This window comes from Allobosea sp. NPDC055353 (assembly GCF_053644975.1).
Genome location: NZ_JBSHMC010000002.1, coordinates 91487 through 115088 on the forward strand (window position 1 = coordinate 91487; position 23602 = coordinate 115088).

Annotated in this window: 21 protein-coding genes and 2 tRNA genes; 14 read left to right on the forward strand and 9 right to left on the reverse strand. The window is 67.5% G+C overall.

From position 1 onward, the window contains the following. Positions 1-80 precede the first annotated feature (80 nt). Complete coding sequence (locus ACWIEX_RS13675) at positions 81-1805, reverse strand: IlvD/Edd family dehydratase (protein ID WP_454033591.1); 1725 nt, start codon at positions 1803-1805, stop codon at positions 81-83. A gap of 76 nt (positions 1806-1881) precedes the next feature. Between ACWIEX_RS13675 and ACWIEX_RS13680 the strand changes: the two genes are divergently transcribed. Continuing rightward, complete coding sequence (locus tag ACWIEX_RS13680) at positions 1882-2559, forward strand: GntR family transcriptional regulator (protein ID WP_454033592.1); 678 nt, start codon at positions 1882-1884, stop codon at positions 2557-2559. 57 nt (positions 2560-2616) lie between these two features. Here the strand turns inward: ACWIEX_RS13680 and ACWIEX_RS13685 are convergent, their stop codons facing one another. After that, positions 2617-4758, reverse strand: coding sequence for a TonB-dependent receptor (locus ACWIEX_RS13685; RefSeq protein ID WP_454033593.1), 2142 nt, complete (start codon positions 4756-4758; stop codon positions 2617-2619). Between the two features lie 138 nt (positions 4759-4896). Next, complete coding sequence (locus ACWIEX_RS13690) at positions 4897-5913, reverse strand: helix-turn-helix transcriptional regulator (RefSeq protein ID WP_454033594.1); 1017 nt, start codon at positions 5911-5913, stop codon at positions 4897-4899. Positions 5914-6138: 225 nt separating this feature from the next. On the opposite strand from ACWIEX_RS13690, the gene ACWIEX_RS13695 reads away from it, so the two are divergent. Both ACWIEX_RS13695 and ACWIEX_RS13700 read left to right on the forward strand, forming a co-directional pair. Next, positions 6139-8724: an ABC transporter ATP-binding protein/permease gene (locus tag ACWIEX_RS13695; protein WP_454033595.1), complete on the forward strand. Its 2586-nt coding sequence runs from the start codon at positions 6139-6141 to the stop codon at positions 8722-8724. Further along, a complete protein-coding gene (locus tag ACWIEX_RS13700; protein WP_454033596.1) occupies positions 8721-10442 on the forward strand; it encodes an ABC transporter ATP-binding protein in 1722 nt (573 codons plus the stop codon). The genes ACWIEX_RS13695 and ACWIEX_RS13700 overlap by 4 nt, the downstream gene beginning before the upstream one ends. Positions 10443-10565: 123 nt before the next feature. Here the strand turns inward: ACWIEX_RS13700 and ACWIEX_RS13705 are convergent. Further along, positions 10566-10650, reverse strand: a tRNA-Tyr gene (locus tag ACWIEX_RS13705). Between the two features lie 260 nt (positions 10651-10910). After that, positions 10911-11459, reverse strand: a complete 549-nt coding sequence (locus tag ACWIEX_RS13710) for an AAA family ATPase (RefSeq protein ID WP_454034792.1) — start codon at positions 11457-11459, stop codon at positions 10911-10913. A gap of 101 nt (positions 11460-11560) precedes the next feature. Here ACWIEX_RS13710 and rlmB point away from each other — a divergent pair, with 101 nt between their 5' ends. From rlmB to ACWIEX_RS13725, 3 genes are all read left to right on the forward strand, one after another. Further along, positions 11561-12358 carry a 23S rRNA (guanosine(2251)-2'-O)-methyltransferase RlmB gene (gene rlmB / locus ACWIEX_RS13715; protein ID WP_454033597.1) on the forward strand — a complete coding sequence of 266 codons (798 nt, stop codon included), beginning with the start codon at positions 11561-11563 and terminating at the stop codon, positions 12356-12358. A gap of 450 nt (positions 12359-12808) precedes the next feature. Beyond that, positions 12809-14467, forward strand: coding sequence for an MFS transporter (locus tag ACWIEX_RS13720; RefSeq protein ID WP_454033598.1), 1659 nt, complete (start codon positions 12809-12811; stop codon positions 14465-14467). A gap of 170 nt (positions 14468-14637) precedes the next feature. Continuing rightward, positions 14638-14712: transfer RNA gene (locus ACWIEX_RS13725), tRNA-Thr, on the forward strand. Between the two features lie 106 nt (positions 14713-14818). Here ACWIEX_RS13725 and ACWIEX_RS13730 read toward each other — a convergent pair. Continuing rightward, the gene (locus ACWIEX_RS13730) at positions 14819-15463 is read right to left on the reverse strand and encodes a DUF3617 domain-containing protein (RefSeq protein ID WP_454033599.1); all 645 of its coding nucleotides are present in this window, start codon (positions 15461-15463) and stop codon (positions 14819-14821) included. A gap of 24 nt (positions 15464-15487) precedes the next feature. Between ACWIEX_RS13730 and ACWIEX_RS13735 the strand changes: the two genes are divergently transcribed. The 5 genes from ACWIEX_RS13735 (at position 15488) to ACWIEX_RS13755 (ending at position 18896) form a co-directional block, all read left to right on the forward strand. After that, positions 15488-15778: a hypothetical protein gene (locus ACWIEX_RS13735; RefSeq protein ID WP_454033600.1), complete on the forward strand. Its 291-nt coding sequence runs from the start codon at positions 15488-15490 to the stop codon at positions 15776-15778. Between the two features lie 83 nt (positions 15779-15861). Further along, the gene (locus ACWIEX_RS13740) at positions 15862-16371 is read left to right on the forward strand and encodes a hypothetical protein (protein ID WP_454033601.1); all 510 of its coding nucleotides are present in this window, start codon (positions 15862-15864) and stop codon (positions 16369-16371) included. Positions 16372-16492: 121 nt separating this feature from the next. Further along, positions 16493-16927 (forward strand): hypothetical protein, encoded by a 435-nt coding sequence (locus ACWIEX_RS13745; protein WP_454033602.1) that lies wholly within the window; start codon positions 16493-16495, stop codon positions 16925-16927. A 76-nt stretch (positions 16928-17003) separates the two neighbouring features. Continuing rightward, a complete protein-coding gene (locus ACWIEX_RS13750; protein WP_454033603.1) occupies positions 17004-17987 on the forward strand; it encodes an MBL fold metallo-hydrolase in 984 nt (327 codons plus the stop codon). A gap of 135 nt (positions 17988-18122) precedes the next feature. Then, positions 18123-18896 carry an NAD kinase gene (locus ACWIEX_RS13755; protein ID WP_061967091.1) on the forward strand — a complete coding sequence of 258 codons (774 nt, stop codon included), beginning with the start codon at positions 18123-18125 and terminating at the stop codon, positions 18894-18896. 12 nt (positions 18897-18908) lie between these two features. On the opposite strand, the gene ACWIEX_RS13760 is transcribed toward ACWIEX_RS13755, so the two are convergent. Then, the gene (locus ACWIEX_RS13760; protein WP_454033604.1) at positions 18909-20123 is read right to left on the reverse strand and encodes a DUF2336 domain-containing protein; all 1215 of its coding nucleotides are present in this window, start codon (positions 20121-20123) and stop codon (positions 18909-18911) included. Continuing rightward, the gene (locus ACWIEX_RS13765) at positions 20120-21184 is read right to left on the reverse strand and encodes a lysozyme family protein (RefSeq protein ID WP_454033605.1); all 1065 of its coding nucleotides are present in this window, start codon (positions 21182-21184) and stop codon (positions 20120-20122) included. Before ACWIEX_RS13765 ends, ACWIEX_RS13760 begins: the two co-directional genes overlap by 4 nt. A gap of 194 nt (positions 21185-21378) precedes the next feature. Here ACWIEX_RS13765 and ACWIEX_RS13770 point away from each other — a divergent pair, with 194 nt between their 5' ends. From ACWIEX_RS13770 to ACWIEX_RS13780, 3 genes are read left to right on the forward strand one after another with little or no spacing between them, the layout of a single operon-like run. Then, positions 21379-21876, forward strand: coding sequence for a MaoC family dehydratase (locus ACWIEX_RS13770; RefSeq protein WP_061967083.1), 498 nt, complete (start codon positions 21379-21381; stop codon positions 21874-21876). Positions 21877-21881: 5 nt separating this feature from the next. Continuing rightward, the gene (locus tag ACWIEX_RS13775) at positions 21882-22760 is read left to right on the forward strand and encodes an HpcH/HpaI aldolase/citrate lyase family protein (protein ID WP_454033606.1); all 879 of its coding nucleotides are present in this window, start codon (positions 21882-21884) and stop codon (positions 22758-22760) included. 19 nt (positions 22761-22779) lie between these two features. Beyond that, positions 22780-22989 (forward strand): heavy-metal-associated domain-containing protein, encoded by a 210-nt coding sequence (locus ACWIEX_RS13780; RefSeq protein ID WP_454033607.1) that lies wholly within the window; start codon positions 22780-22782, stop codon positions 22987-22989. Positions 22990-22996: 7 nt separating this feature from the next. On the opposite strand, the gene ACWIEX_RS13785 is transcribed toward ACWIEX_RS13780, so the two are convergent. Beyond that, positions 22997-23602, reverse strand: a complete 606-nt coding sequence (locus ACWIEX_RS13785; protein ID WP_454033608.1) for a flavin reductase family protein — start codon at positions 23600-23602, stop codon at positions 22997-22999.

The following is a 23602-nucleotide window of genomic DNA, read 5'->3' on the forward strand; positions in this document are numbered from 1 at the left end:
TCAGGCTTCGCGTCCCCCGTTTGATGGACCAGGCTTCGCCTTCTGCCGGGCCCTCGGCTTCGGTGCTTCGCAGCGGCCGTTCAGCAGAAATCGAAATCGCAGCCCTCGTCGGCCTGCAGAACCGTCGTCAGATAGAGATGGCGGTAACCGCGCGACTCTTCGGCAAGATGTGCCGGCGGGAGCCATTGCGCCTTGCGGCGCGCGAGTTCGGCCTCGTCGACCAGCAGCGCGATCGCGCGCGCCGGCACGTCGAGCCGGATCAGGTCGCCATCGCGGACAAGTCCGAGCGGGCCACCCACCGCGGATTCCGGTGTGATATGCAGCACGATGGTGCCGAAGGCCGTGCCGCTCATGCGGGCATCCGAAATCCGGACCATGTCTTTGACGCCGGCCTGGGCCAGCTTCTTCGGGATCGGGATGTAGCCCGCCTCGGGCATGCCCGGCGCGCCCCTGGGGCCGGCATTGGTCAGCACGAGAACGTCATCGGCCTTCACGTCGAGGCCCGGGTCATCCATGCGGCGGACCATGTCCTCGACCGAGGTGAAGACCACAGCCCGGCCCGTATGGGTCAGCAGGGCCGAGGACGCGGCGGAGTGCTTGATGACCGCCCCGCCGGGCGCGAGATTGCCACGTAGCACCGCCATGCCGCCGGTCGGCTTCACCGGACTCTGCGCCGTTCGAATGATGCTCTGGTTCGGCACCTCCTCGGCAGCGTCCGCTATCTCGCCGATGGTGCGGCCGTCGATGGTGGCGGCCGCGCGGTCGAGATGCTCGCCCAGCTCCTTCATCAGCTTCGGCACGCCACCGGCCCAGTGGAAATGCTCCATGTAATGGTCCCCGGAGGGCTTGAGATCGATCAGTACCGGCACCTTGCGGCCGATCGCATCGAACTCCTCGAGATCGATGCCCAGGCCGGCCCGGCGTGCGATCGCGGCGAGATGGACAAGCCCGTTGGTGGAACCGCCGATCGCCTGCAGCACGGTCAGCGCATTGCGGAAGGCGGCCTCGGTCAAAAGTTCGCTCGGCTTCGGCCCGCCCTTGGCGAGGCGCACCGCTTCGCGCCCGCTGGCCTCGGCCGCGCGGATCCGGTCGGCATGGGTGGCAGGGATGGTGCCGGTGCCGGGCAGCGCGATGCCAAGCGCCTCGACAAGGCAGCCCATCGTGCTGGCCGTGCCCATGACCATGCAGGTGCCCTGCGTGGGAGCTAGGCGCCCGCTCAGCACCTCGATCTCGGCTTCGTCGATCTGGCCGGCGCGATGCTGCCCCCAGAGACGACGGCAATCGGTGCAGGCGCCAAGCACCTCGCCCTTGTGATGGCCGACCAGCATGGGCCCGGTGATGAGCTGGATTGCCGGCACGTCGGCGCTGACCGCGCCCATGAGCTGCGCCGGCACGGTCTTGTCGCAGCCGCCGATGAGCACGACGGAATCCACCGGCTGCGCGCGGATCATCTCCTCGGTGTCGATCGCCATCAGGTTGCGCAGGAACATCGAGGTCGGGTTGGCGAAGGATTCGTGGATGGAGATCGTCGGGAACTCCATCGGCAGCCCGCCGGCCAGCATGACGCCGCGTTTCACCGCCTCGATCAGGCGCGGGACGTTGCCATGGCAGGGGTTGAAGTCACTGAAGGTGTTGGTGATGCCGATGATCGGCCGGTCGAGCGCGTCGTCGGAGAACCCGGCCGCCTTGATGAAGGCCTTGCGCAGGAACAGCGAGAAGCCCGGGTCGCCATAGGTCGCGAGATTGCGACGCATGCCACGCGCGGCAGGCCCGGGAGACGGCGTATCATCGTCGTGCTTGGTCATGCATCATCGGATGCATACGGTTGCCAATATTGTCAACAATACTCTTGAATAGATATAAAGTGATATGCCGGCGAGATTGCTCAAGCTCCAGACGACCGACCGCGTCCGCAGCATCACCGCGACGCTCGAAGAGGAGATCGTGCTCGGCTGGCTGATGCCCCGCGAGCGGTTGGTCGAGGAAGACCTGGCCGAGCGGCTGGAGGTGAAGCGCCATGTCGTGCGCGAGGCGCTGGCCGAGCTCGAAAGGATCGGGCTGGTGGAGCGCGTTCCCAACCGCGGCGCCGTCGTGAGGCTGCTGGACCCCAGCGACGTCTGCCAGATCTATTCGGTCAGGACGGCTCTCGAAACGCTGGCCGCCGAACAAATTCCCCTTCCCGCGCCTGCTGGCCTCGTCTCGCGGCTCGAGGACATCCAGGACACGCACAGCGCTGCGGTGGCCATCGGCGACGCTCGCGCTGCGTTTCGGGCCAACATGACGTTCCACGAGACGTTGTTCGGGGCGTGCGGCAACGGGCATCTCGTCGAGCTGATCCAGGCCATGGCCCAGAAAGTCCATGGGGTGCGCTCGATCACCGCTGGGAGTGAGCAGCATCTTGCGCGAGCGCGCGACGAGCACCGAGCCATGATCGCGGCGATCGCTGCTGGCGACAGAGCACGGCTCGTCAGCCTCTGCCGCGACCATCTGAGCCCTTCACGCGACGCCTATATCGCCGCCGTGGAGAGGCGATCCGGCGGGCGCCCTCCCCGCACTTGAAGGCTGGAGCCTGGAAAGCCTGACGTGGCGGACGGGATTTTCCGCGACGGCGCCGTCCTACCAGGTGACCGACGTGCCGACGCCGATCACGCGCCCGCGCCCGACATAATTGACCGTCGCGCCCGGCGCATAGGTGAAGGCATAGGAGAGCGGCCGCTCGTCGAGCAGGTTCCGGGCGAAGGCGTAGACCTTCAGATTGTCCTTCTCCCAACCGATCTGGCCGTTGACGATGTGATAGGCCTCCATCTTGGCGCCCGTGCTGTTCTGCACGTCGCTGTAGCGGCTGCCGACGAACTGGTATTCGGCGCGGGCATTGAAATAGCCGGGGATACCCAGCGGAGCGGCAGCGACGCGATAGGACAATGCGACATTGGCGGTGAAGCTCGGGACCTGCGGCACCTCATTGCCGTTGCGCACGCCCGAGGCCAGGGCGGCCGCGGTCGCATCGACGACGCGGGACTTGATCCAGGCGCCGCCGGCCGTCAGCTCCAGCCCTTCTGCCAGCCTGGCATTGACGCTGCCTTCGAAGCCGTAGCTGCGATAGGCCTGGTTCGTCATGAACGGCAGGAAGGTCAGCGGGTCGAAGCCGGAGAGCTGGCCGTCCTTGACGTCGTTGAAGAAGAACGCGCCGTTGAGGCGTACGCCGTCCGCGACCTCGGCCTTGGTGCCGAGCTCGTAGGTCCAGGACTTCGCCGGGCGGAACGGCGTCGAGAGCAGGCCGAAGCCGGCGAAGGAGGTGGTCTTCTCGAAACCGCCCGAGGCATAGCCGCGCGCTGCCGAGATGTAGCTCATCGCCTTGTCGTTCCAGTGATAGGACAGGGCGAGCCGGCCGGTCAGGTAGGTGTCGTCGAAGCTGTTGCGCTGCGCCAGCGCCGGCACCGTGCCGGGGAAGCCGTTGGAGACGTAATTGCCGCGCAGCGTCTGGCGGTCATGGGCAACGCGCAGGCCGCCCGACAGGTCGAAGCCATGGCCGATCGGGACCGTCGCGTCGGCGAAGGCGGCGATGGTCTCGCTGGCGATCTTGTTGCTGAAGGTGCCGTTCAGCGTCGGCGAGAAGGCCGTGCCATAGACGCGGTTCGTCTCGAAATCCGAGCGGAAATAGCTGGCGCCGACCACCCATTGCACGGGCGCGCCCTCATGCGAGTTCAGGCGGATCTCCTGGTTGAAGATGCGCTCGCGATCCTCGTAGTAGATCTTGTCGGTGAAGGGATTGTTGAAGACGAAGGCCGGGAAGCCGGTCGCCTTGCTGAACAGCAGCGAGTCGGTGAAATCCCCGAGATTGCTGAGCTTGATGTCCTGATAGCTCGTGGTCGACGTCAGGATGAACGGCTCGAAGCGCTTGGTGATCTTCAGCGAGCCTGAGGCGAGCACCTGTTCGTTCTGCGGCCGGATATCGGTGCCGCTGGCGGGGTAGCGCACCTGCTCCCGCAGGATGAAGGCGGAGTTGTGCCGCTGGTCGCGGCTATAGGCGCCGGTGATGTCGATGGTCAGGCTCTGGTCCGGCGTGAAGCGCAGGGTGCCGCGCGCGCTGCCGAGCTGCGCGCCGCCTTCCCGGCCGCCGATCACGACATTGGGGATGTCGCCGTTGAAGTTCTGGATTCGGACGGCGGCACGGCCAGCGAGCTTGTCCTGGACGAGCCAGCCGCCCGCGGCGCCCTGAACGAAGCCGTAACCGCGCGAGCCGCCCTCGGCATCGATGCGGAATTCGCGCTTGCCGTCCGCCGGCGTGTTGACGACGTTGATCGCGCCCGCGAAGGCGTTGCGGCCGAAGGTCGTGCCCTGCGGGCCGCGCAGCACCTCGATGCGCTCGACATCGAGAAAGGGCGCGTTGATGGCTGACAGCGTCGTCGGGACGCCGTCGACCGACAGGCCGATCACGCTATCGAGTGAGTTCAGCGCCGTTCCGAGCGTGCCGACGCCGCGCATCGTCATGTAGCTCTCGCCGAAGCGGCCGAAATCCATGAAGTTGGTGCCGGGCGACTGGCGCGCCACATCGGCGATCGGGTCGAGCGAAGAGGGCGGCACCGCCTCCGGCGAGAGGACGGTCGTCGCCATCGGCAGGTTGGCATCGGCCTGCGGGCGCTTGGTCGCGGTGATCGTGATGGCGTCGAGCTGGATCGTTTCGCCCGGAGCCTGCGCCAGTGCCATGCCCGCCAGCCCGAGATTGACGGCAACGAGCGTGAAAGCGGTTCCACCCACGAGACTCGATCGCGCAGCACTGTTCATCATGGTCGCCCCAGGTTCCTGTCTGAAGCGAGGAATACGGGGCCGCCCTCTGCGCCGCCATGCCGGGACCATCGCCCGACACGGAAAAACATTCGCAAAAACAAATATTTATTAGATTTCTTCCAAACTGCTTTGGTCGCTTTTACCTTGCGATGTCTCGCCGCGCGGCGAATGACCGAAATGTTTTCTATAGGCGGCGCTGAAAGCAGAAGCGCGGGCGAAGCCGACGCGATGGGCCGCCTCGGCCACGCCCAGCCCATGCTCGCGCAGCAGCACGCGCGCCATCATCAGGCGCTGGTCGCGGACATGGCCGAAGATCGTCGTGCCGAAGGCTGCCTTGAAATTGGCCTGCAGCGTGGTGACGTTGACGCCGACGCGCCGCGCCAGCTGCAGGCTCGTCGGCGTGTTCACGAGGTCGGAATCGAGGATCTCGCGCGCTTCCAGAACCCGCTCGTACTGGCGCCGCCCAATCAGCGCGATAACCCGCCGCTCCTGCTTCAGCAGCTCGGCGACCTCGACGACATAGGCGAGCGCGTTGCTCTCCAGGAAGAGCTGGCCGAGCTGGCCGCTATAGGGGTGTTCGAGGCAGAGCCGGGCGATCTCCAGGAGGCGCGGCGAGCGCGGCAGCATCTCGGCGCGGAAATCGCCGACCACGAAATCGCGCAGGATCGCCAGTCCGTCATCGGCGAGGTTGTCGCCGAACCGGTCGAAGAAGGCCGGCTTCAGGATGAATCCGGCGGTGCGGAAGCGCTGCCCGGGAACGACCGGGCTGCAATACCGCACCGTCCGGCCGAAGCCCATCAGATAGGCGTTTCCCGGCTGCCGCGTGACGCGGCCATGCCCCATCACCTCGGTCTCGATGGTGCAGCCGGTCAGCATGACGCCGCAGAGCAGGGTCGGCTCCATGTCGACGACCATGTCCTGCCGGCCGACATAGGTGACGTCGCTCGCGGTCACCGTCAGGCCGGGCTGCACCTCATGCGCCAGCAGCCGGCCGGTATAGAGCGGCGTGTCGAGCTCCCGTGGCGAGACATCGACCGGCTGGGCGCCGAGCGAGAACTCCGCGCCGAGGCGGATGAGGTCCGAGGTGGTCATCCCGCGCGAGGGAATCAGATTCTGCATCGTCATGGCGACACGAGGTCTTTTCAATTAAAAACAATTCCAACAATGCGTATACAGGCGTGCTCACAAGCCAATATCGACGCATTGTTTAAATAGTCAATCAGTTCGGCCAGATACCGCATAGTCTTTAAGCGGCACTGATATTTGCGCTTACGATGGAATCCACTTTCCCGAGTGATTTGACAGCCGCGATCCGCCTGTGCACGGCAGCGCCGACAATCGGAGGCAGTCGTGGCGCGTGGTTTCCAGAAGACGATGATGAAGGCTCTCGGGGCCACGGATCATGTCATGACCGTGCTCTCGGTCACGGACATCACGCCGGGATTCCGCCGCGTCCGCCTCGCCGCTCCAACGATGATCGACGGCCGCGAAACGCCGACGGCGAGCTATGTCCGGCTCTGGGCGCCCGATCCGGCCGAGCCCGGCAAGGTGCATCAGCGCGGCTACACCCTGGTCGATCCCGACGCCGCGACGGGCGAGGTCAGCTTCGATTTCGTCCTGCACGAGCCGATGGGGCCGGCCTCGGGCTGGGCCGCAACGGCCAGGCCGGGCGACACCATCACCGCCTCCTACTACATGTTCCATAAGTTCGAGCCGCCGGAAGACCCGGAAGGCTACCTGCTGATGGGCGACCCGGCAGCGATCCCCGCGATCAACGCCATCCTCGGGGTCCTGCCGCAAGAGGCGCAGATCGTGGTGATCCTGCAGGCCAATCTGCCCGGCGACGCGGCGATCCCGATCACGCCGCATCCCGGCGCCGAAATCCTCTGGACGGGAGCCGGCACGGGTGCGCTCGCAGCCGCCGTCCCCGTCCGTGACTGGTCGAACTGGTATGCCTGGGTCGCGGCCGAGAACACCGCGATCAAGCAGTTGCGCGTGGCATTGAACCAGACGCACGGCTTCCCGCTCGCCGACATCAAGCACACCGCCTACTGGATGCGTGGCAAGGCGATGCGCCTGCGCAAGGAGTCCGCGTCGGAATCCGAAGAGCAGCTTGAACCCGCTGCGCCGCAACCCGCCATCGAACCCGCGCCTGTGATCGCCGGGAAGGCCGCTCCCGAAGGCTCCGCCAAGCGCCCGCGCTGGCGCTCGCAAGGCGGCACGGAATTGCTGGCGGCGCTGCGCTGGAAGCTGCGTGCGGCGGGCGTGCTGCAGGGACTGATCTCGCTGATGCAGCTCGCGCCGCTCGTCCTGCTTGCGGAGCTGGGCCGCCGTTTGCTCGCCGGCCAGACGCGCTGGGACGATCTGTCGGGCCTGATCCTCTGGGCCATCGGCCTCTACGGCGCGGCAGCGACGCTCTCGGCCGGGCTGATGCTCTGGCTGCATGCGGTCGATGCCCGGTTCGGCCATGCGCTGCGGCTTCGGGTCGTCGCGAAGCTGGCGCGGCTGCCCCTCGGCTGGTTTACCGACCGCAATGCCGCGAGCGTGCACCAGGCGGTGCAGGAGGATGCCGGGCGGCTGCACTACATGATCACCCATGCGGTGCCGGACGTGGTCGCCGGCATCGTCACGCCGGTCGCCGTCATCATCTATCTGTTCACGGTCGATGCCGGTCTCGCGGCCATGCTGTTCCTGCCGCTGATCGCCTTCGTCGCCCTGTTCAGCCACATGATGCGCGGCGTCGCCGACAAGCTCGTCATCCATGCCGACTGGACGAAACGCACCAACGCCGCGGCGAGCGCCTTCGTCGAAGCGCTGCCGGTGGTGCGCGTCTTCGGCGGCGACGGCCGGGCCCTGCGCGAGACCCTCGACGGGCAGGCTGGCTTCCTGAATGGCTGGCAGCGCCCGATGGCGGGGCGCAAGGTCGCCTCGCAGCTCGCGATCCAGCCCCCGGCCTTCCTGCTGCTGATCGTGGCGATCGGCTGCTGGCGGATCGTCTCCGGCGGCATGACGCCGGCCGAGCTTCTGCCCTTCCTCTTCCTCGGTGCCGCCTTCGGCGCGCAGATCATGGCGGTGATGTACGGCTTCGTGCCGCTGCGTGAGGCAAAGCAGGCGGCGCAGCGCATCGGCCTTTTGCTGGAGGAGACCGAGCTCGACCGCAGCCGTTCGCTGCGCAACCTGCCGCCGGGGCCGCTGGGCCTGCGCTTCGAGACTGCGAGCTTCGGCTACCGGCCGCGCAAGCCGGTGCTCCACGGGATCGATCTCGAATTGAAGCCGGGGACTCTGACGGCGCTGGTCGGGCCGAGCGGGGCCGGAAAATCGACGCTGGCCGGCCTGCCCGGCCGCTTCCACGACGTCACCGAGGGCGCGATCAAGATCGTCGCCGGTGGCGAGGCGATCGACATTCGCGACCTCACGCCCGAGGCTCTGCAACGCGCCGTCGGCTTCGTCTTCCAGGACGTTCGCCTGATCAAGGGCACGCTGCGCGACAATATCGCGCTGGCCCGCCCGGATGCCACGATGGCCGAGATCGAGACGGCAGCCCGCGCCGCGCAGATCCACGAGCGTATCCTGGCCCTGCCGCGCGGCTATAACAGCGTCATCGGCGAGGATGCGCGCCTGTCGGGCGGCGAGGCGCAGCGGCTTTCCATCGCCCGGGCGCTGCTGGCCGATCCGCCGATCCTCGTGCTCGACGAGGCCACGGCCTTCGTCGATCCGGAATCGGAGCATCTCGTGCAGCAGGCGCTCAGCGCTTTGATCGGCCAGCGGGCCGTGCTGGTGGTGGCACACCGCCTGCACACGATCACCCATGCCGATTGCATCGCGGTGATGCAGGCCGGCCGCATCGTCCAGCGCGGACGCCACAACGAACTGCTCTTCAAGCCCGGCCTCTACCGGGACCTCTGGCAGGCGGGCGCCGAAAGGAAGGCATCATGATCGTCGCAGCCCTCCTGCCGCCGGAAGCCCGCCCGCGGCTGGTGCCTTATCTGCTGCTCGCTGCCCTCGCCGCGAGCCTGCGGGCGGCGGCCGCGCTCCTGCTGGTGCCGCTGCTCGGCGCGCTGTTCTCCGCGGCGCCGCGCGAGGCCCTGCCCTGGCTGGGCGCGCTTGCGGCAAGCATCGCGACCGGCTGGGCACTGGAGCGGTATCTGGTGATCCGCGCCTTCGATCTCGGCTTCGCGATGATGACTTCGATGAACCGCCGCCTCGTCGATCATCTGCTGGCGGTGCCGATCGGCTGGTTCGGCGCCGGGCAGCAAGCCCAGGCGAAGCGTGCGCTGGCCGGGGCCGTGCCGGAGCTCTTCGCCAGCTCGGTCAACCTCGCCACGCAGGCGACGATCGCCGTCATGCTGCCGCCCGCGATAGCGCTCGGCCTCCTCGTCGTCGCCTGGACGCTGGGGGTGGCGGCGCTGCTCGCCGTGCCGCTTCTGTTCGGCGCGCTCCTCCTCGGAGCGAAGCTCATGCGCAAGGCCGAGGCAGACTTCGCCGCAGCTTCGGAAGAGGCCGCCGCCCGTACCGAGGAATTCGCGCGCTCCCAGCTCGTGCTGCGCGCAGCCGGCCGGACGGGTGCGGATGGGACGCCGCTCGGCAAGGCGATCGAACACCAGAAGCGCAACGGCCTGCGCATTCTCTGGTTCACCCTGCCTGGCACGCTCGCCTTCTCGCTGGCGATGCAGATAGCGCTGCTCGCGCTTGTCGCGGTGCTGGCCCTGATGTTCGCCCGGGGCATGACGGATGCGGCCCAGACCGTTGCGCTGATCGTGGTGGCGCTGCGTTTCCTGGAGCCGCTGAACACGCTGTCCGAATTGTTCCCGGCGCTGGAATCGACCCATGGCGCGGCTAGCCGCACGCTCGCGATCCTCGATGTCCCGCGTCAGCCGGAGCCCGGGCACGATGCCAGGCCCGGCCCGCCTGCGATCGAATTCCGCGAGGTCGACTTCAGTCCAGGGGGACAGCGCGTTCTCAAGGGCGTGTCCTTTTCGGTCCCGGCAGGATCGACCACGGCGATCGTCGGGCCTTCGGGGTCGGGCAAGAGCACGATCCTGTCGCTCGTCGCCCGGCTGCACGATGTCGATGCGGGTTCTGTCCAGCTCGGCGGGCAGGATGTCCGTACCTATCGGCCGCAGACCCTGATGGACCAGCTCTCGATCGTCTTCCAGAACGTGCAGCTGTTCGAGGGCGGTATCGCCGCGAATATCCGCATCGCTCGCCCCTCTGCGAACAATGAGACCGTTCATGCGGCAGCCACCGCGGCCGGCGTCGACGAGATCGTCGCGCGGCTCGGCGGCTGGGATGCGCAGGTCGGCGAAGGCGGCGGCGCGCTCTCCGGCGGAGAACGCCAGCGCGTCAGCATCGCACGTGCCTTGCTGAAGGACGCCCCCATCCTGTTGCTCGACGAGGCGACGAGCGGGCTCGATACCCTGAACGAAGCGGCCGTGATGACGGCGCTGAGCCGTTTCGGACAGCGCACGGTCCTCATCGTGGCCCATCGGCTGGAAACGATCGCCCGCGCGGACCAGATCCTGTTCGTCGAGGACGGGCGCGTGATCGAGGCCGGCTCGCGCGATGAGCTGGTCGCGGCTGACGGGCGCTTCTCAGCCTATTGGAAACATCGCCAGGCAGCCCGGAGCTGGAGATTCGATCCCAAGCAAGCGTGATTCCGCATTACACCGACGCGATTGCGTCGAGCCTGGAAAAAACCGCTTGATCGACAGAAGAGGCAACTTCGTCAGTAACTTGCGAAGCCAGGCCGCTGGCCGGTTCGCAGTTCTGATCGGAAATGGTGGGGGAAGCAGGACTCGAACCTGCGAAGGCATAGCCAGCGGATTTACAGTCCGCCCCCTTTGCCGCTCGGGACATTCCCCCGCCTGCGCCCTTGATCGGCTCTGTGAGCCCAGGGCCACCGACATGTCACTTTCGCGACGACCGGTAGGCGCGGCCGGACTTATGGTGACCGGGCCGCGCCCTGTCAACGGCAAAAAGGCCGACGGCACGAATTCGTTGTGATGGGGCGCCGCGCTGAGGCGGGACCGAGCGCGAAGGGTTCGCAAGAGTGACTGCCCGATCGGAGCAGTGAGCGAACCGAACGCGCGCGAGATAGGGAAATCAGTCCACGACCGGTCGATTCACGGTGTGCCCGTGACGAGGATGAAGGCGACCCGCTCGGCGACACTCGCACGCGGCAGCTCGATCAGCTCATAGCCATAGCGGGGATAGATTTCGGCCATGACCGCGTGGGTCCGCTCCGCCTCGGCGAAATCCTGCTTCCGCTCGGCGTCCTGCGTGAAGATGTCCCGCCAGGGCGGGGCGATGAAGACGGTGCGGCGATAGCGCAGCTGCCGCGCCGCCCGCTCGACATGGTCGGGAATCGGCAGACCACAGAGCGCCAGATACCCGGCGATATCGGGAACGCCGCGGTCGAAGAACACGCTTTCCCGCCGCGCGAGCGCCTCGGCATGGCTGCGCAGGTCGGCTGCCAGCATCAGCTCGGCGAACAGGGCAGGATCGGCCCAGGGCAGCCCGCGGCCACCGATCGCCTGCTGATCGCGGATGACGGCGCGCCCGGCCTCGGGCCGCACCGCATGGCCTTCCGCAGCCAGCGCTTCGATCAGGCTGGTCTTGCCCGAACCCGGCCCTCCGGTGATCGCGATCAGCCTGTCCGTTTCGCCTGGCATCATGGTTCCTGTCCTCGCGGATCTGTTGGCAAAAGAAGGGTTCGCGCTGGCCAAGCGCGCCGCGTCGTGGCACGGCAATCCGGCAATCACTGGAGAGAGCGATGGCTCCGCCGTTCCGCCCGAAACATGCCAGGCCCGCCGGGGGCAGACATGGCGCCCGCCGCCCCGACGGGCCGCCGCCGCACCGGCCGGGCGAGATCGACGAGGCCGTGCTCTACGGCGTGCATCCCGTCATCGAGGCGCTGAAGAATCCGCAGCGGCGCCACAGGCGCCTGCTCGCCACGGAGAATGGCCTGCGCCGCCTGCAGGAGCAAGTCGAGGTCCTGCCGCTCGAAGCCGAGATCGTGCGCCCCTCCGAGATCGACCGGCTGCTCACCCCCGACTCGGTGCATCAGGGCCTCTATCTCGTCTGCGATCCCCTGCCCTCGCCCGATCTCGACGACCTGCCGGACGATTGCGTCGTGCTGGCGCTCGACCAGATCACCGATCCGCACAATGTCGGCGCCATCCTGCGCTCTGCCGCGGCCTTCGCGGCCGCGGCCGTGATCGTCACGATCCGGCATTCCCCGGCGGCGACCGGCGTGCTGGCTAAATCCGCCTCCGGCGCGCTGGAGCATGTGCCGCTGATCGCCGTGCGCAATCTCGGCGATGCGCTCGATATGCTCGGCAAGCGCGGCTTCCTGCGCATCGGCTTCGATTCGGACGGCGATGTCGCGCTTGACGACGTCTCCCTGCGCCGCCCGCTGGTGATGGTGATGGGCGCTGAGGGCAAGGGCCTGCGCCAGCGCTCGCGCGAGCTCTGCGATCATGTCGCGCGGCTCGAAGTGCCCGGCACGATCACCAGCCTCAACGTCTCGAACGCGACGGCGATCGCGCTTTACGCGGCCAGCCGCCGCTGACCGCACCCGCTGCAGCGCGGCGGGAATGGGCGATCATTCGCCCTCGCTGAGCGCGATGTCATCCCGTGCGCGGTGCAGCGCGTAGCGGTGCGCCGCAGACACGGGACCGGATGACGAGAAGGCGTCCTTTCCGGATGACGGTCCCGCATCTGCGCAGCAGCACTACGTGCCGCAGCGCGTGCGGGAAGACACCCTCTGCCGACGCGTTGCCAGAGCGCGCCCCGCCTGCGTGATGACTCCCCACCGATAGTCTTATAGACGAACGGTGCACGACCAAGTGCCTGATTGCCGCTGCGACAATCCGCGCGCAATCCTCTGAATCGAGCTGGAATGAGGGGGACGCACCCACCTTCCGGCAGCGCGGCCATCGTCATTCAAAAAAGCGACCCGCGCGAAACGGGGTTGCCGGGCATGCCCGGCTTCAGGGCTTCATCAGGGGAGACAAGCGCCATGAGCATGGCATCGCAAGCATCGGACTCGCGGGCAGCGCCCCGGCCGATGACCAAGGAGGAACGGAAGGTCATCATCGCCTCGTCGGCCGGCACGGTCTTCGAGTGGTATGACTTCTATCTGGCGGGTTCGCTCGCCGCCAACATCGCCCAGACCTTCGTGCCCGGCGACAACGATACGGCGAAGTTCATCTTCGTGCTGTTCGGCTTCGCCGCGGGCTTCGCGGTCCGCCCCTTCGGCGCCCTGTTCTTCGGCCGCCTCGGCGACATGATCGGCCGCAAATACACCTTCCTGGTCACGATGACCGTGATGGGCATCTCCACCTTCGTCGTCGGCCTGCTGCCCAGCTTCCAGACCATCGGCTATCTCGCACCCGCCGCCTTCATCGTCTGCCGCCTGCTGCAGGGCCTCGCGCTCGGCGGCGAGTATGGCGGCGCCGCGACCTATGTCGCCGAGCACGCCCCGATGGGCCGGCGCGGCTTCTACACCTCGTGGATCCAGACGACCGCGACGGTCGGCCTCTTCCTGTCGCTGGTCGTCATTCTCGGCCTGCGCCTCAGCATGTCGCCGGAAGCCTTCGCGGCCTGGGGCTGGCGCATTCCGTTCCTGCTCTCGATCATCCTGCTCGGCTTCTCGATCTGGATCCGTCTCCAGCTCTCCGAATCGCCGGCCTTCGTGAAGATGAAGGAAGAGGGCACCCATTCGAAGGCCCCGCTCTCGGAAGCCTTCGGCAACTGGCAGAACGCCAAGATCGGCCTTATCGCGCTGTTCGGCGGCACCGCCGGCCAGGCGGTCGTCTGGTACACCGGCCAGTTCTACGCGCTGTTCTTCCTGACCCAGACCATGAAGATCGACGGCACCACCGCCAACCTGCTGATCGCGCTCTCGCTGCTCGCCGGCACGCCGTTCTTCATCTTCTTCGGCTGGCTCTCGGACAAGATCGGCCGCAAGCCGATCCTGCTCGCCGGCTGCCTGATCGCCGCCCTGACCTATTTCCCGCTCTTCACGATGCTCGCGAAGACCGCGAATCCGAAGCTCATCACCGCGACGGACACGGTCAAGCTGGTGCTCACCTCCGACCCCGCCCAGTGCGGCACGCTCTTCGACCCCGTCGGTGTGCGCACCTTCACCAAGCCCTGCGACGTCGTCCGCCGCACCCTGGCCACCAACTCGATCCACTACGATCTGGTGCCCGGCCCGGCCGGCTCGCCGCTCAAGGCCTCGATCAACGGCACTGACGCCCCGGCGACTGCCGCCGAGCTCGTCGCTGCCGCCCAGGCCGCCGGCTATCCCAAGGCCGGTGACCCGACGATCCTGAAGACGCCGACCATCGGTCAGGTCCTGACCGACAGCCGTGCTCTGCAGGCCGCGGGCATCCTGTTCATCCTCGTGGTGTTCGTGACCATGGTCTACGGCCCGATCGCCGCGCTGCTGGTCGAGCTCTTCCCGACCCGCATCCGCTACTCCGGCATGTCGCTACCCTATCACATCGGCAATGGCTGGTTCGGCGGCTTCCTGCCTCCGACCGCCTTCGCCATCGTGGCGGCCAGCGGCAACATCTTCTCCGGCCTGTGGTATCCGATCATCGTGGCGCTCGGCACCTTCGTGATCGGCCTGCTCTTCCTGCCGGAGACCAAGGATCGCGACATCCTGAAGTGATCATCGCCTGACGGCGATCCGGACCCCGCCTCCCGAGGCGGGGTCTTTTTTATAGGCACGGATGCGCAGGCTTGCCCTCGCGCCGCGCGGCTGGTAACCGCTGCTCCGGTCAGCCTCGAAGGCTCGTTTTCGAGGCGGCAGCTTCCGGCCGCAAGGCCGAATGCGACGGCGCCGGCGTAGCACAGCGGTAGTGCAGCGGTTTTGTAAACCGAAGGTCGGGAGTTCGATCCTCTCCGCCGGCACCACGTCCAGACGGCCATCCGCGCGACGCGCGGATACCCTCTTCGCCGATACGCGCGTGACGGACGCTCCGATGCCGTACCGCTTGCCGGATCGCGTTCGATTCCGGGCTTACGGCGCAGGCTTCGTCGAGGGCATCGAGATGACCTTGCCGTCGGGCATGATGATGTCGCCGGGCTTCTGGCCGGCCGCGCATTCGCCGAGGCGCTTGGCCTCTACGACCAGCTTGCGCTCCACCGGAGCGGATTGACCGGGCATTCCGCTCAGCTTCGTCGTCCCTTCGGTCCGGACCGAGGTCTGGAAATCGCCGGTGATGACGCTGCTGCCGGAAGCCTTGATCTGGCCGACCGCGCATTCCGTCTCGACGGCGTAGCCCGTTGCCGTCTTCGTCACCAGGATCTTCGAGCAGGCTCCGGCAGCAAGCCCGCCGACGATTGACTGGTCGGTTCCCGGCCCGACGCATTGCTTCGCGATCGTTTCGCCCTCGTTGCCGGTCGATTTCGTCTCCCACAGCCCGGGCTTGCGTTGCGGAATCTGCTCCTGTGCGGCGGCGGGCAGCGCAACGAGAAGACCGAGCGCGGCAATCAACACAGGTTTCATGGAACGCTTTCCGATCTGAAATGGGCGGTGTCCAGACAAGACGGGCGCCAAGGCCAGAATGAGGCAGCGCCTCGCAGGGCCGGCAAGACGACCGGGAAAGCGGCCTTGACAGATCCGTCGCTCCGGGAACGTTTGGCAGGCCGGACGGTTACCCATCCGATCAAGCTCCGGGAGGCTTCGATGAAGGCCATTGTCGTCATGTTCGCCCTCCTCCTGAATGCCGGAATGGCGGCGGCGCAAACGCGCCCCTCGACGGTCTCGCGCCCCTGCGCAGCAAGCCAGCGCGATGTCCAGGTCAACGGCGCCATCGTGCTGGGCACCGGCGGCTACACCTATGACCGCTTCGTGCGCGATCGCAGCTTCTGCCAGATCGACGAGGGCCTGGACCCTGCCTTCGTCCCGAGCCGGGACAGCCAGACCTGCTTCGTCGGCTATCGCTGCAAGAGCCAATCGCGCTGGTTCGACGACTGACAGGTTGTCCTGCACGGAACCTCGCGCCTGATGCCACGTTCTCTCGGGTGGGGCGAAACCCCGGTCTTCCCAGGGAGGTTCGCATGCGTCGCCTTCTCCTCGTTACCGCCTCCATCACACCGCTGCTGCTGGCCACCGGCCTGGCGGCATCGGCGCAGCCGCATTTCGGCGGCGCCGGATTCCGGCATGGTGGCTTTCACGCGCGCGGCATCGGCATGAGGCCGCAAGGCATACGGCCGGCATTTCCGGCCTATCGCCAGAATTACCGCACCGGTTGGCATGGCGGCGGCTGGGGCTGGCGTCGCGGCGGCTATTACCCCTATCGTGGATATCGCGGATATCGCGGCGGCTATCCCTATTGGGGCGCGGCCTCGGGTTTGGCGGCTGCGGCCACGCTCGGCGCAATCGCAACCTATCCGTACGAGCCGGCCTATCCGGTTTATCCGGCTTACGAGGCGGTGCCGGCGGCGGAGGGCGGCCAATGCAGCACGCCGGTCAAGATCTGCACGCTTTATGAGCCGGCCCCGATCGGCATCGGGTGCTCCTGCCGCGTGCCGGGCGGTCGCGCCCGCGGAACGGTCATCGGCCCCTGAGGTCGACCGGCCGGCATCGTCATTCCATGGCTGGCCGACAGGCGCGATGATGGGTTAGAAGTCACAGCCTGCGGCGCCGCCCTGCCACGCGCCGATCTCATCGATCTTTGTACGGACCGGAATGGACGACCGGACTCAACTTCTGACGCTCGCGGCCCGGTGCGAGGCTTCCAGCAAGCCCGATCGCGAGCTCGATGCCGATATCTACGAGGCGCTGGGCTTCGTCGTGCGGCGCAAGCCGGCGCGGCTGGTCAATCGCCGCACACCGGCCGGCGGCATCTACCAGCACGGCTCCTTCTGGAAGACGCTTGGCACGGTCAGCGCCGATATCGACATCGCCGTGTCGCTGCTGCGGCAGAAGGCGCCCGGCTGGAACTGGAGCCTGCAATGCCTTGCGAGCGACGACAGCCTGGCCTTCCAGGCGCTCGTCGCCGATTGCTCGGGCGAGGGCGTCATGGGCTCGCTCGCGCTTTGTGCTGCCATGCTGCGCGCGCTCGCACGACGCGAGCCGGCCCTGCCTGCCGCCTCCCCGGACCCGCGCCTCACGGAAACTTGACCTATCGGCAAGCCCTTGCGGTTGAACACAAGGCGGCCGCCGCTAGTCTGCCCCTCACCCGAGGGGAGAACAGACCATGCAGGACACAGATTTCACGCGCCGTGCCGCTCTGGTCGGCGCCGGTGCCGTCATTGCCGCTGCAACACTCGATCTGCCCGGGCCCGGCCCGGCCCAGGCACAAGGAGTTCCCGTGAACCAGGCTCCCGGATTCTACCGCTACAAGATCGGCGACGTCACCCTGACGGCGATCAATGACGGCTTCGGCAAGCGCCCGCTCGAAGGCTTCGTCCGCAACGCCGAGCTCGCCGATGTCAAGAAGGCGATGGAGCAGGCCTTCCTGCCGCAGGACGCGCTCAACATCACCTTCACCACGCTGGCGATCCAGCAGGGCGGCAAGCTCACCCTGATCGACACCGGCAACGGTGATTCGGGCGCGCCGACGTCCGGCACCTGGATGGCGAATTTCAAGGCGGCCGGCCTCGACCCGAAAGACGTCTCCAGCGTCGTGTTCAGCCATTTCCACGGCGACCACATCAACGGCTTCCGGCTGAAGGACGGCACCGCCGTGTTCCCCAACGCGGAGGTGATGGTGCCGGCGGCCGAATGGGCCTTCTGGATGGACGACGCGAAGATGAATGCCGCGCCCGAGGGCATGAAGGGCGCCTTCGCCGGCGTGCGCCGCGTCTTCGGCCCGGTCGCCAAGGATGTGAAGCAATTCGAGCCGGGCAAGGAGCTGCTGCCCGGCCTGACGCCGATCGCGGCGCCCGGCCATACGCCCGGCCACACTGTCTTCGCGCTCACCTCCGGCAACGGCAAGCTGATGATCATGTCGGACACGACCAATCATCCCGCGCTCTTCGTGCGCAACCCCGACTGGTCGGCCGTGTTCGACATGGACGGCCCGCAGGCGGCGGCGACGCGGCGCAAGCTGCTCGACATGGTCTCGGCCGAGAGGATGCAGGTCGCGTTCTACCATGCGCCCTTCCCCGCGACCGGGCATATCGCCAAGAGCGGCAACGGCTTCGAGATGGTGCCGGTGCAGTGGAGCACGGCGCTCTGAAGCCCTGACGCTTGCCGCAGGCACGAGGCCGGGCATCTCGCCCGGCCTTTTTCTTGGGCGGCCGGCCTCGCGGCCGGCTGCCGGCTCATGGTAAGCCTGCCGGACACTGCCGAGGCTACCGTTTCAGGATATGTGATGACCGAGCGATTCGGGGCGATCTCCTTCGTCGCCAGCGATACTCCCGAAGCGGAAGCGGCGCTGGCCCGGCTGGTCGAGCGCTACGGCAATGCCGACCCGGCCGATGCCGAGGTGATCGTCGCGCTGGGCGGCGACGGCCTGATGCTGCAGACCCTCCATCGCTTCCTCGGCACCGGTAAGCCGATCTACGGCATGAACCGGGGTTCGGTCGGCTTCCTGATGAACGAGTTCAAGGAACGCGGCCTGCGCAAGCGGCTCGAGGCCGCGCAGCGCAGCGTCGTGCATCCGCTCTCGATGCAGGCAGTGGATCAGCACGGCAAGACCGTGCAGGCCCGCGCGATCAACGAGGTCTCGCTGCTGCGGCGTTCCTATCAGGCCGCGAAGCTTCGTATCTCGGTCGATGGTCAGGTGCGCCTGACGGAACTGATCGCCGACGGCGTGCTGCTGGCGACGCCGGCCGGCTCGACCGCCTACAACCTCTCGGCCAATGGCCCGATCCTGCCGCTGGATGCGCCGCTGCTCGCGCTGACGCCGATCTCGGCCTTCCGCCCCCGGCGCTGGCGCGGGGCGTTGCTGCCCGACCATGCCCGCGTCTCGATCGAGGTGCTGGAGGCCGAGAAGCGCCCGGTCAGCGCCGTCGCCGATCACACCCAGATCGACGAGGTTCGCTCGGTCGAAATCGAGATCGATCGCAATGTCGATCTCGTCATGATGCACGACCCCGGCCACAGCCTGGACGAGCGCATCCTGCGCGAACAGTTCGGCTACTGAAGCGGTCCGGGCTCAGGCCGCGTCGCGCAGATCGCCTTCGGCGAGCTCGATCAGGAAGGACGGATCGGCCTCGACCAGCAGCGCGAGCGCGGCATCGTCCGCCAGCGAATCCGCCAGGCCGCGCGCCTCCTCGCGGGCGGCCTCCGCATCCATGCGACGCAGCAGGCCCATCAATCCGTCGACCTCCGGCCCTTCCAGTCTTTCGCAGGCGATCAGGACCGCGCGCAAAAGACCGCGATCGATGCCGTTGCCGGCCGCACCGCGATCGAACCCGCGCGCGTTGAGGGCGAGGATGGCAGCCGAGAAGGCGGGTTCCAATGAAGCCGGCAGCCCGGCCTTGCGGCAGAGTGCCTTGAGCCCCGCGCCGCGCTTGTCACGCAGCAGGGCCGCCACACGCTCCTCGGGCAAACCGGACAGCGAAACGAAAGCAGCCTCGGCCAAAGCCGGCTCGCCGCTGAGCAGGGAGCGCAGCATCAGCCCGGAGGTCAGCCGGCCGGTGACCCTGAGCACCTCGACGATCGCCGGCGCATCGCTGGCTTCGCCACCGGCGGCGAGCGCGACCGCGACCCGCTCGGTCGATTCGCGCGCCAGCCGGGCGCTGCGCTCCGGCGTCAGCCAGCCGCAGCCCGCGACGAAATTCGCCAAGGTGTCGGAGACCTTGGCCGCGATGGCCTGGCGCAAGCCGCCCGGCAGATCGGCGCGTTCGAGCAGGGCCTCCCGCAGGGCGCCATGATCGCCATGCCGCTCGATCATGCGTTCGAGCGAGAAATCGGGGATATCGGCGGTGCGATTGCCGGCGAGCGTGACGAGCGCTTCTGCGCAGCCGACTTCGGCAAGCGCAGCGCAGACGCTGGCCGGCAGGCAGCGGCGCATGGCAATGGCCTTCTGGGCAAGCGTATCGCCGATCGCGGCGGCATCGACGAGGTCGGCCTCGGTCAGCACCGGCGAATGTGCCAGGACCAGCGCCGCGATATCGCTCTGCTCGGCGATCAGGCTGAGCGCGAGATTGCGCGGCGTGCGCATCGAGGGCGCCATCTCCTCGGCGATCGCCCGCCGCACCAATGGCGAGGGATCGTCGATCAGCGCCATCAATGCCGTCTCGGCCTCGTGCCTGTCCTCGTCGGACATGCCGGAGCGCAGATAGGCCGCCGCGAGACTGGCGGCACCGCTCGCGCGTGCCTCCGCCGGTGCGGTACGGGCCCAAAGCAGGAAGCGCCGAACGATCATGCTCCGCTCCGCTGAATCATGAACGAAGACAGGTCGAGCGGCCCGCTTCGCCGTGCCTTCGCCGGCTGCGATGTCGCGACAGCGGATTGAGACAGGTCACTTGGCCGCGACGGCGGCAGCGGCGCGTTGACGGCCCCGGTCGCCAAACTGCCCGCAACCGGATTCGCATCGGACATCGTGGTCTCACCCTGGCCGGATCGCGGGAAATAGCGCTCGCCGCCTTCGAGCGAGGCCATGCGCGTGCCGGCCCGGGGCGGCGTCGTCCAGAGATTGGCGACGGCCTTCGAGACCGGATCGCGTGAGCCATTGGTGGAGAACAACCCGACGAGCCCCTTGGCGCGGCCCTCGCGCAGCCCGGCAGCCACCTCGGCAACCGGAGGCTCGACCTGCCCAGCCTGCGCGCTCTGCGCCACGTTGGCCGCGACCTGCGTGCTGGCATGGCTGGCGGCCAGCACGCCATAGACTTCCTGCACGCTGCGCGCACGGCCGGCCTTGTCGTAGAAGATGCCGCGATTGGCGGCGGCGGCATCCGGGAAATCGCGCGCTGCAACGCGGCTGGGGTCGCTGGCCACGGCGCGGATCAGGTCGGAGGCGCCGCGCGCGCCGAGCACATGCGCCATGTAGAGCTCGCCGGCCTGCGGCTGCCGGCCGAGGCTCGAGGCAAGCTGGTCGCGGTTCTTCTGGGTCAGCGCGCCAGCCATCACGGCCGCGACCTGCGGATCGTTGCGCAATTGCAGGATCTTCTCGCGCGCCACCGGGTCGGAGACGCTGAGACGTCCGCCGCTCTCGCTGATCGCGTCCGCATATTGCGAGAGGCCCTGCTTGGGGCCCTCCTGCTTGACCATGGCAAGCCAGGTCTGCTCGATGAACTGGAACAGCCCCGTCGCGCTCGATGTGCTCGCCTTGGCGTTGGGCTCCAGCGAGGATTCGCGCTGCGCCGTCTTGAGCAGATAGTCGAACCCCGCCCCCGTCCGCTCCGCGCCCTGGCGGATCGCACTGACGACCGGGCTCGCTGGCGGCGCTTCGCGGCTCTGGCTTGACGGGGTGGTGAAGAGGAACATCGAGACCTTCGGCGGGCGGCCTTGCGCGCATTGCGAAGGCACGCCTCGAAATTGCCTCCATTATGGTAAGCGAACCGTTAAGATGGACCTCATGCCGCTGGGGCAGCAGCGCTTTCCGCTTCCCTCCCCGCAGAGGTCCCTCTACGACTTCTGGTTCCGGCTCAGCAGCCGGCATGATGTGGTGGGAGGCGTCGATGGCGGATGTGGTGCGTCACAAGCGTGGCGGGATCTATTTCGAGGATTTCCAGGTTGGTGCGGTCATCGAGCACGGCCTGACCCGAACCGTCACGCAGATGGACAACATGCTGTTCTCCAACATGACGCTGAACCCGCAACCCCTTCATATCGACGCGCATTTCTGCGCCACCGAAACCGAATGGGGCAAGCCGCTGATGAACTCGCTGTTCACGCTCGGCCTGATGATCGGCATCTCCGTCAACGACACCACGGTCGGCACCACGATCGGCAATCTCGGCATGACCGACGTCGTCTTCCCCGCCCCGCTCTTCGAGGGCGACACGATCAACTGCACCACCGAGATCGCGGCCAAGCGCGAGTCGCGCTCGCGTCCCGATGCCGGCATCGTCGAGTTCGTGCACAAGGCCTACAAGCAGGACGGCACGCTGGTCGCCCAGTGCCGCCGACAGGCCTTCATGCGCAAGCGCCCGGCCCCCGCCACGGTCGCGGTCTGACCCGCATGCGCTCGCTCCTGTTCGTGCCGGGCGACAGCCCGAAGAAGCAGCAGAAGGGCCTGCAATGCGGCACTGATGCGCTGATCCTGGACCTTGAGGATTCCGTCGCGCTCGACGCCAAGCCGCAGGCGCGCGAGATCACCCGCGCCTTCCTCGAATCCGCGCGGGCCCTGCCGAAGCGCCCCCTGCTGATCGTCCGCATCAATGGCCTGGCGACCGGGATGAGCGATGCCGATCTCGACGCGATCATGCCGGGTGCGCCGGACGCGATCATGCTGCCCAAATCGGAGGGCGGCACCGATGTCGGCCACCTCGCCGCCAAGATCGCCGTGCGCGAGGCCGAGGCCGATCTGCCGGACGGCATGACGCGCATCCTCCCGATCGGCACCGAGACCGGCAAGGGCATCTTCGGGCTCGGCAGCTATGCTCGCTCCTCGCACCGCCTGATGGCCCTGACCTGGGGCGCGGAAGACCTCTCCGCCGATCTCGGTGCCGAGACCAACCGGCTGGAGGACGGCTCCTACGCCGATCCCTACCGCCTCGCCCGCGCGCTGACCCTGTTCGCGGCGACGGCGGCCCAGGTCGAGGCGATCGACACCGTCTTCACCAATTTCCGCGACGACGACGCCTTCCGGGCCGAATGCCTGGCTGCGCGCCGCGACGGCTTCACCGGCAAGATGGCGATCCACCCGGCGCAGGTCGCACCGATCAACGAGATCTTCGCGCCCTCGCCGGCGGCGCTCGCCAAGGCCCGGCAGATCATCGCCCTGTTCGAAGCCAGTCCCGGCGCCGGCGTCATCGGCCTCGATGGCGAAATGCTGGATCGTCCCCATCTGATCAGAGCGGAGCGGCTCGTCGCACGGGCTCGCAAACTGGCTGAATGAACCGCGGGAGACGATTCGAATGATTCAGGTTTTCGAGATTTCAGGGATGCATTGCGGCGGCTGCGCGTCTCGCGTCCAGCGCGCCGCGACGGCATTGGCTCCCGGCGCGACAGTGACGCTCGATCCGCCGCGCCTCATCCTGCCGGAAGGTGCCAAGCTCGAGGCCGAGGCGATCAACAAGGCGCTGGCGGAGTTCGGGGATTATCGCGTCAGGCCGCTGGCGGATTGAAACGCCTCTACCCGCCGGCCGGGCGCGTGATCGAGAACAGGCTCGTCACTTCGGCATAATCGGCATAGCCGCAGCGCGCGATCGGGTTGGCGCCCGCGGTGTCGAAGCGCCCGTCCTTGATGAAGGCATCGTCGATGAAGATGCCGACGACCTGCCCCAGCACCATCCAGCGCGGCACCGCCTGGCCGTCGAGGTCGTGCAGTTGCTGGACCGAGAGCAGCTTGCATTCGAGCGCGGCCGGCGTGCCGGCGACACGCGGCGGCTTGACGAAGCGCGACGGTGCCATGTCCAGCCCGGCATGAGCATACTCGCTCTCGCCCCGTGGCAAGGGTGCCGAAGTCAGGTTCATCGGCTGCGCCAAGGCCTTCGTCACCAGCGAGCAGGTGAACTCGCCGGTCTCCTCGGCGAAGGCGACGGCATCCTTCTTGTTCTCCGAGGAGAACATCACGATGTTCGGCCGCGACGAGATCGCATTGAAGAAGCTGTAGGGCGAGAGATTGACCTCGCCCTTGGCATTCAGCGCCGTGATCCAGCCGATCGGCCGCGGCGCCACGATCGCCTTGAACGGATCGTGCGGCAGGCCGAGATCGTCCTTCGTCGCCGAATAGATCAT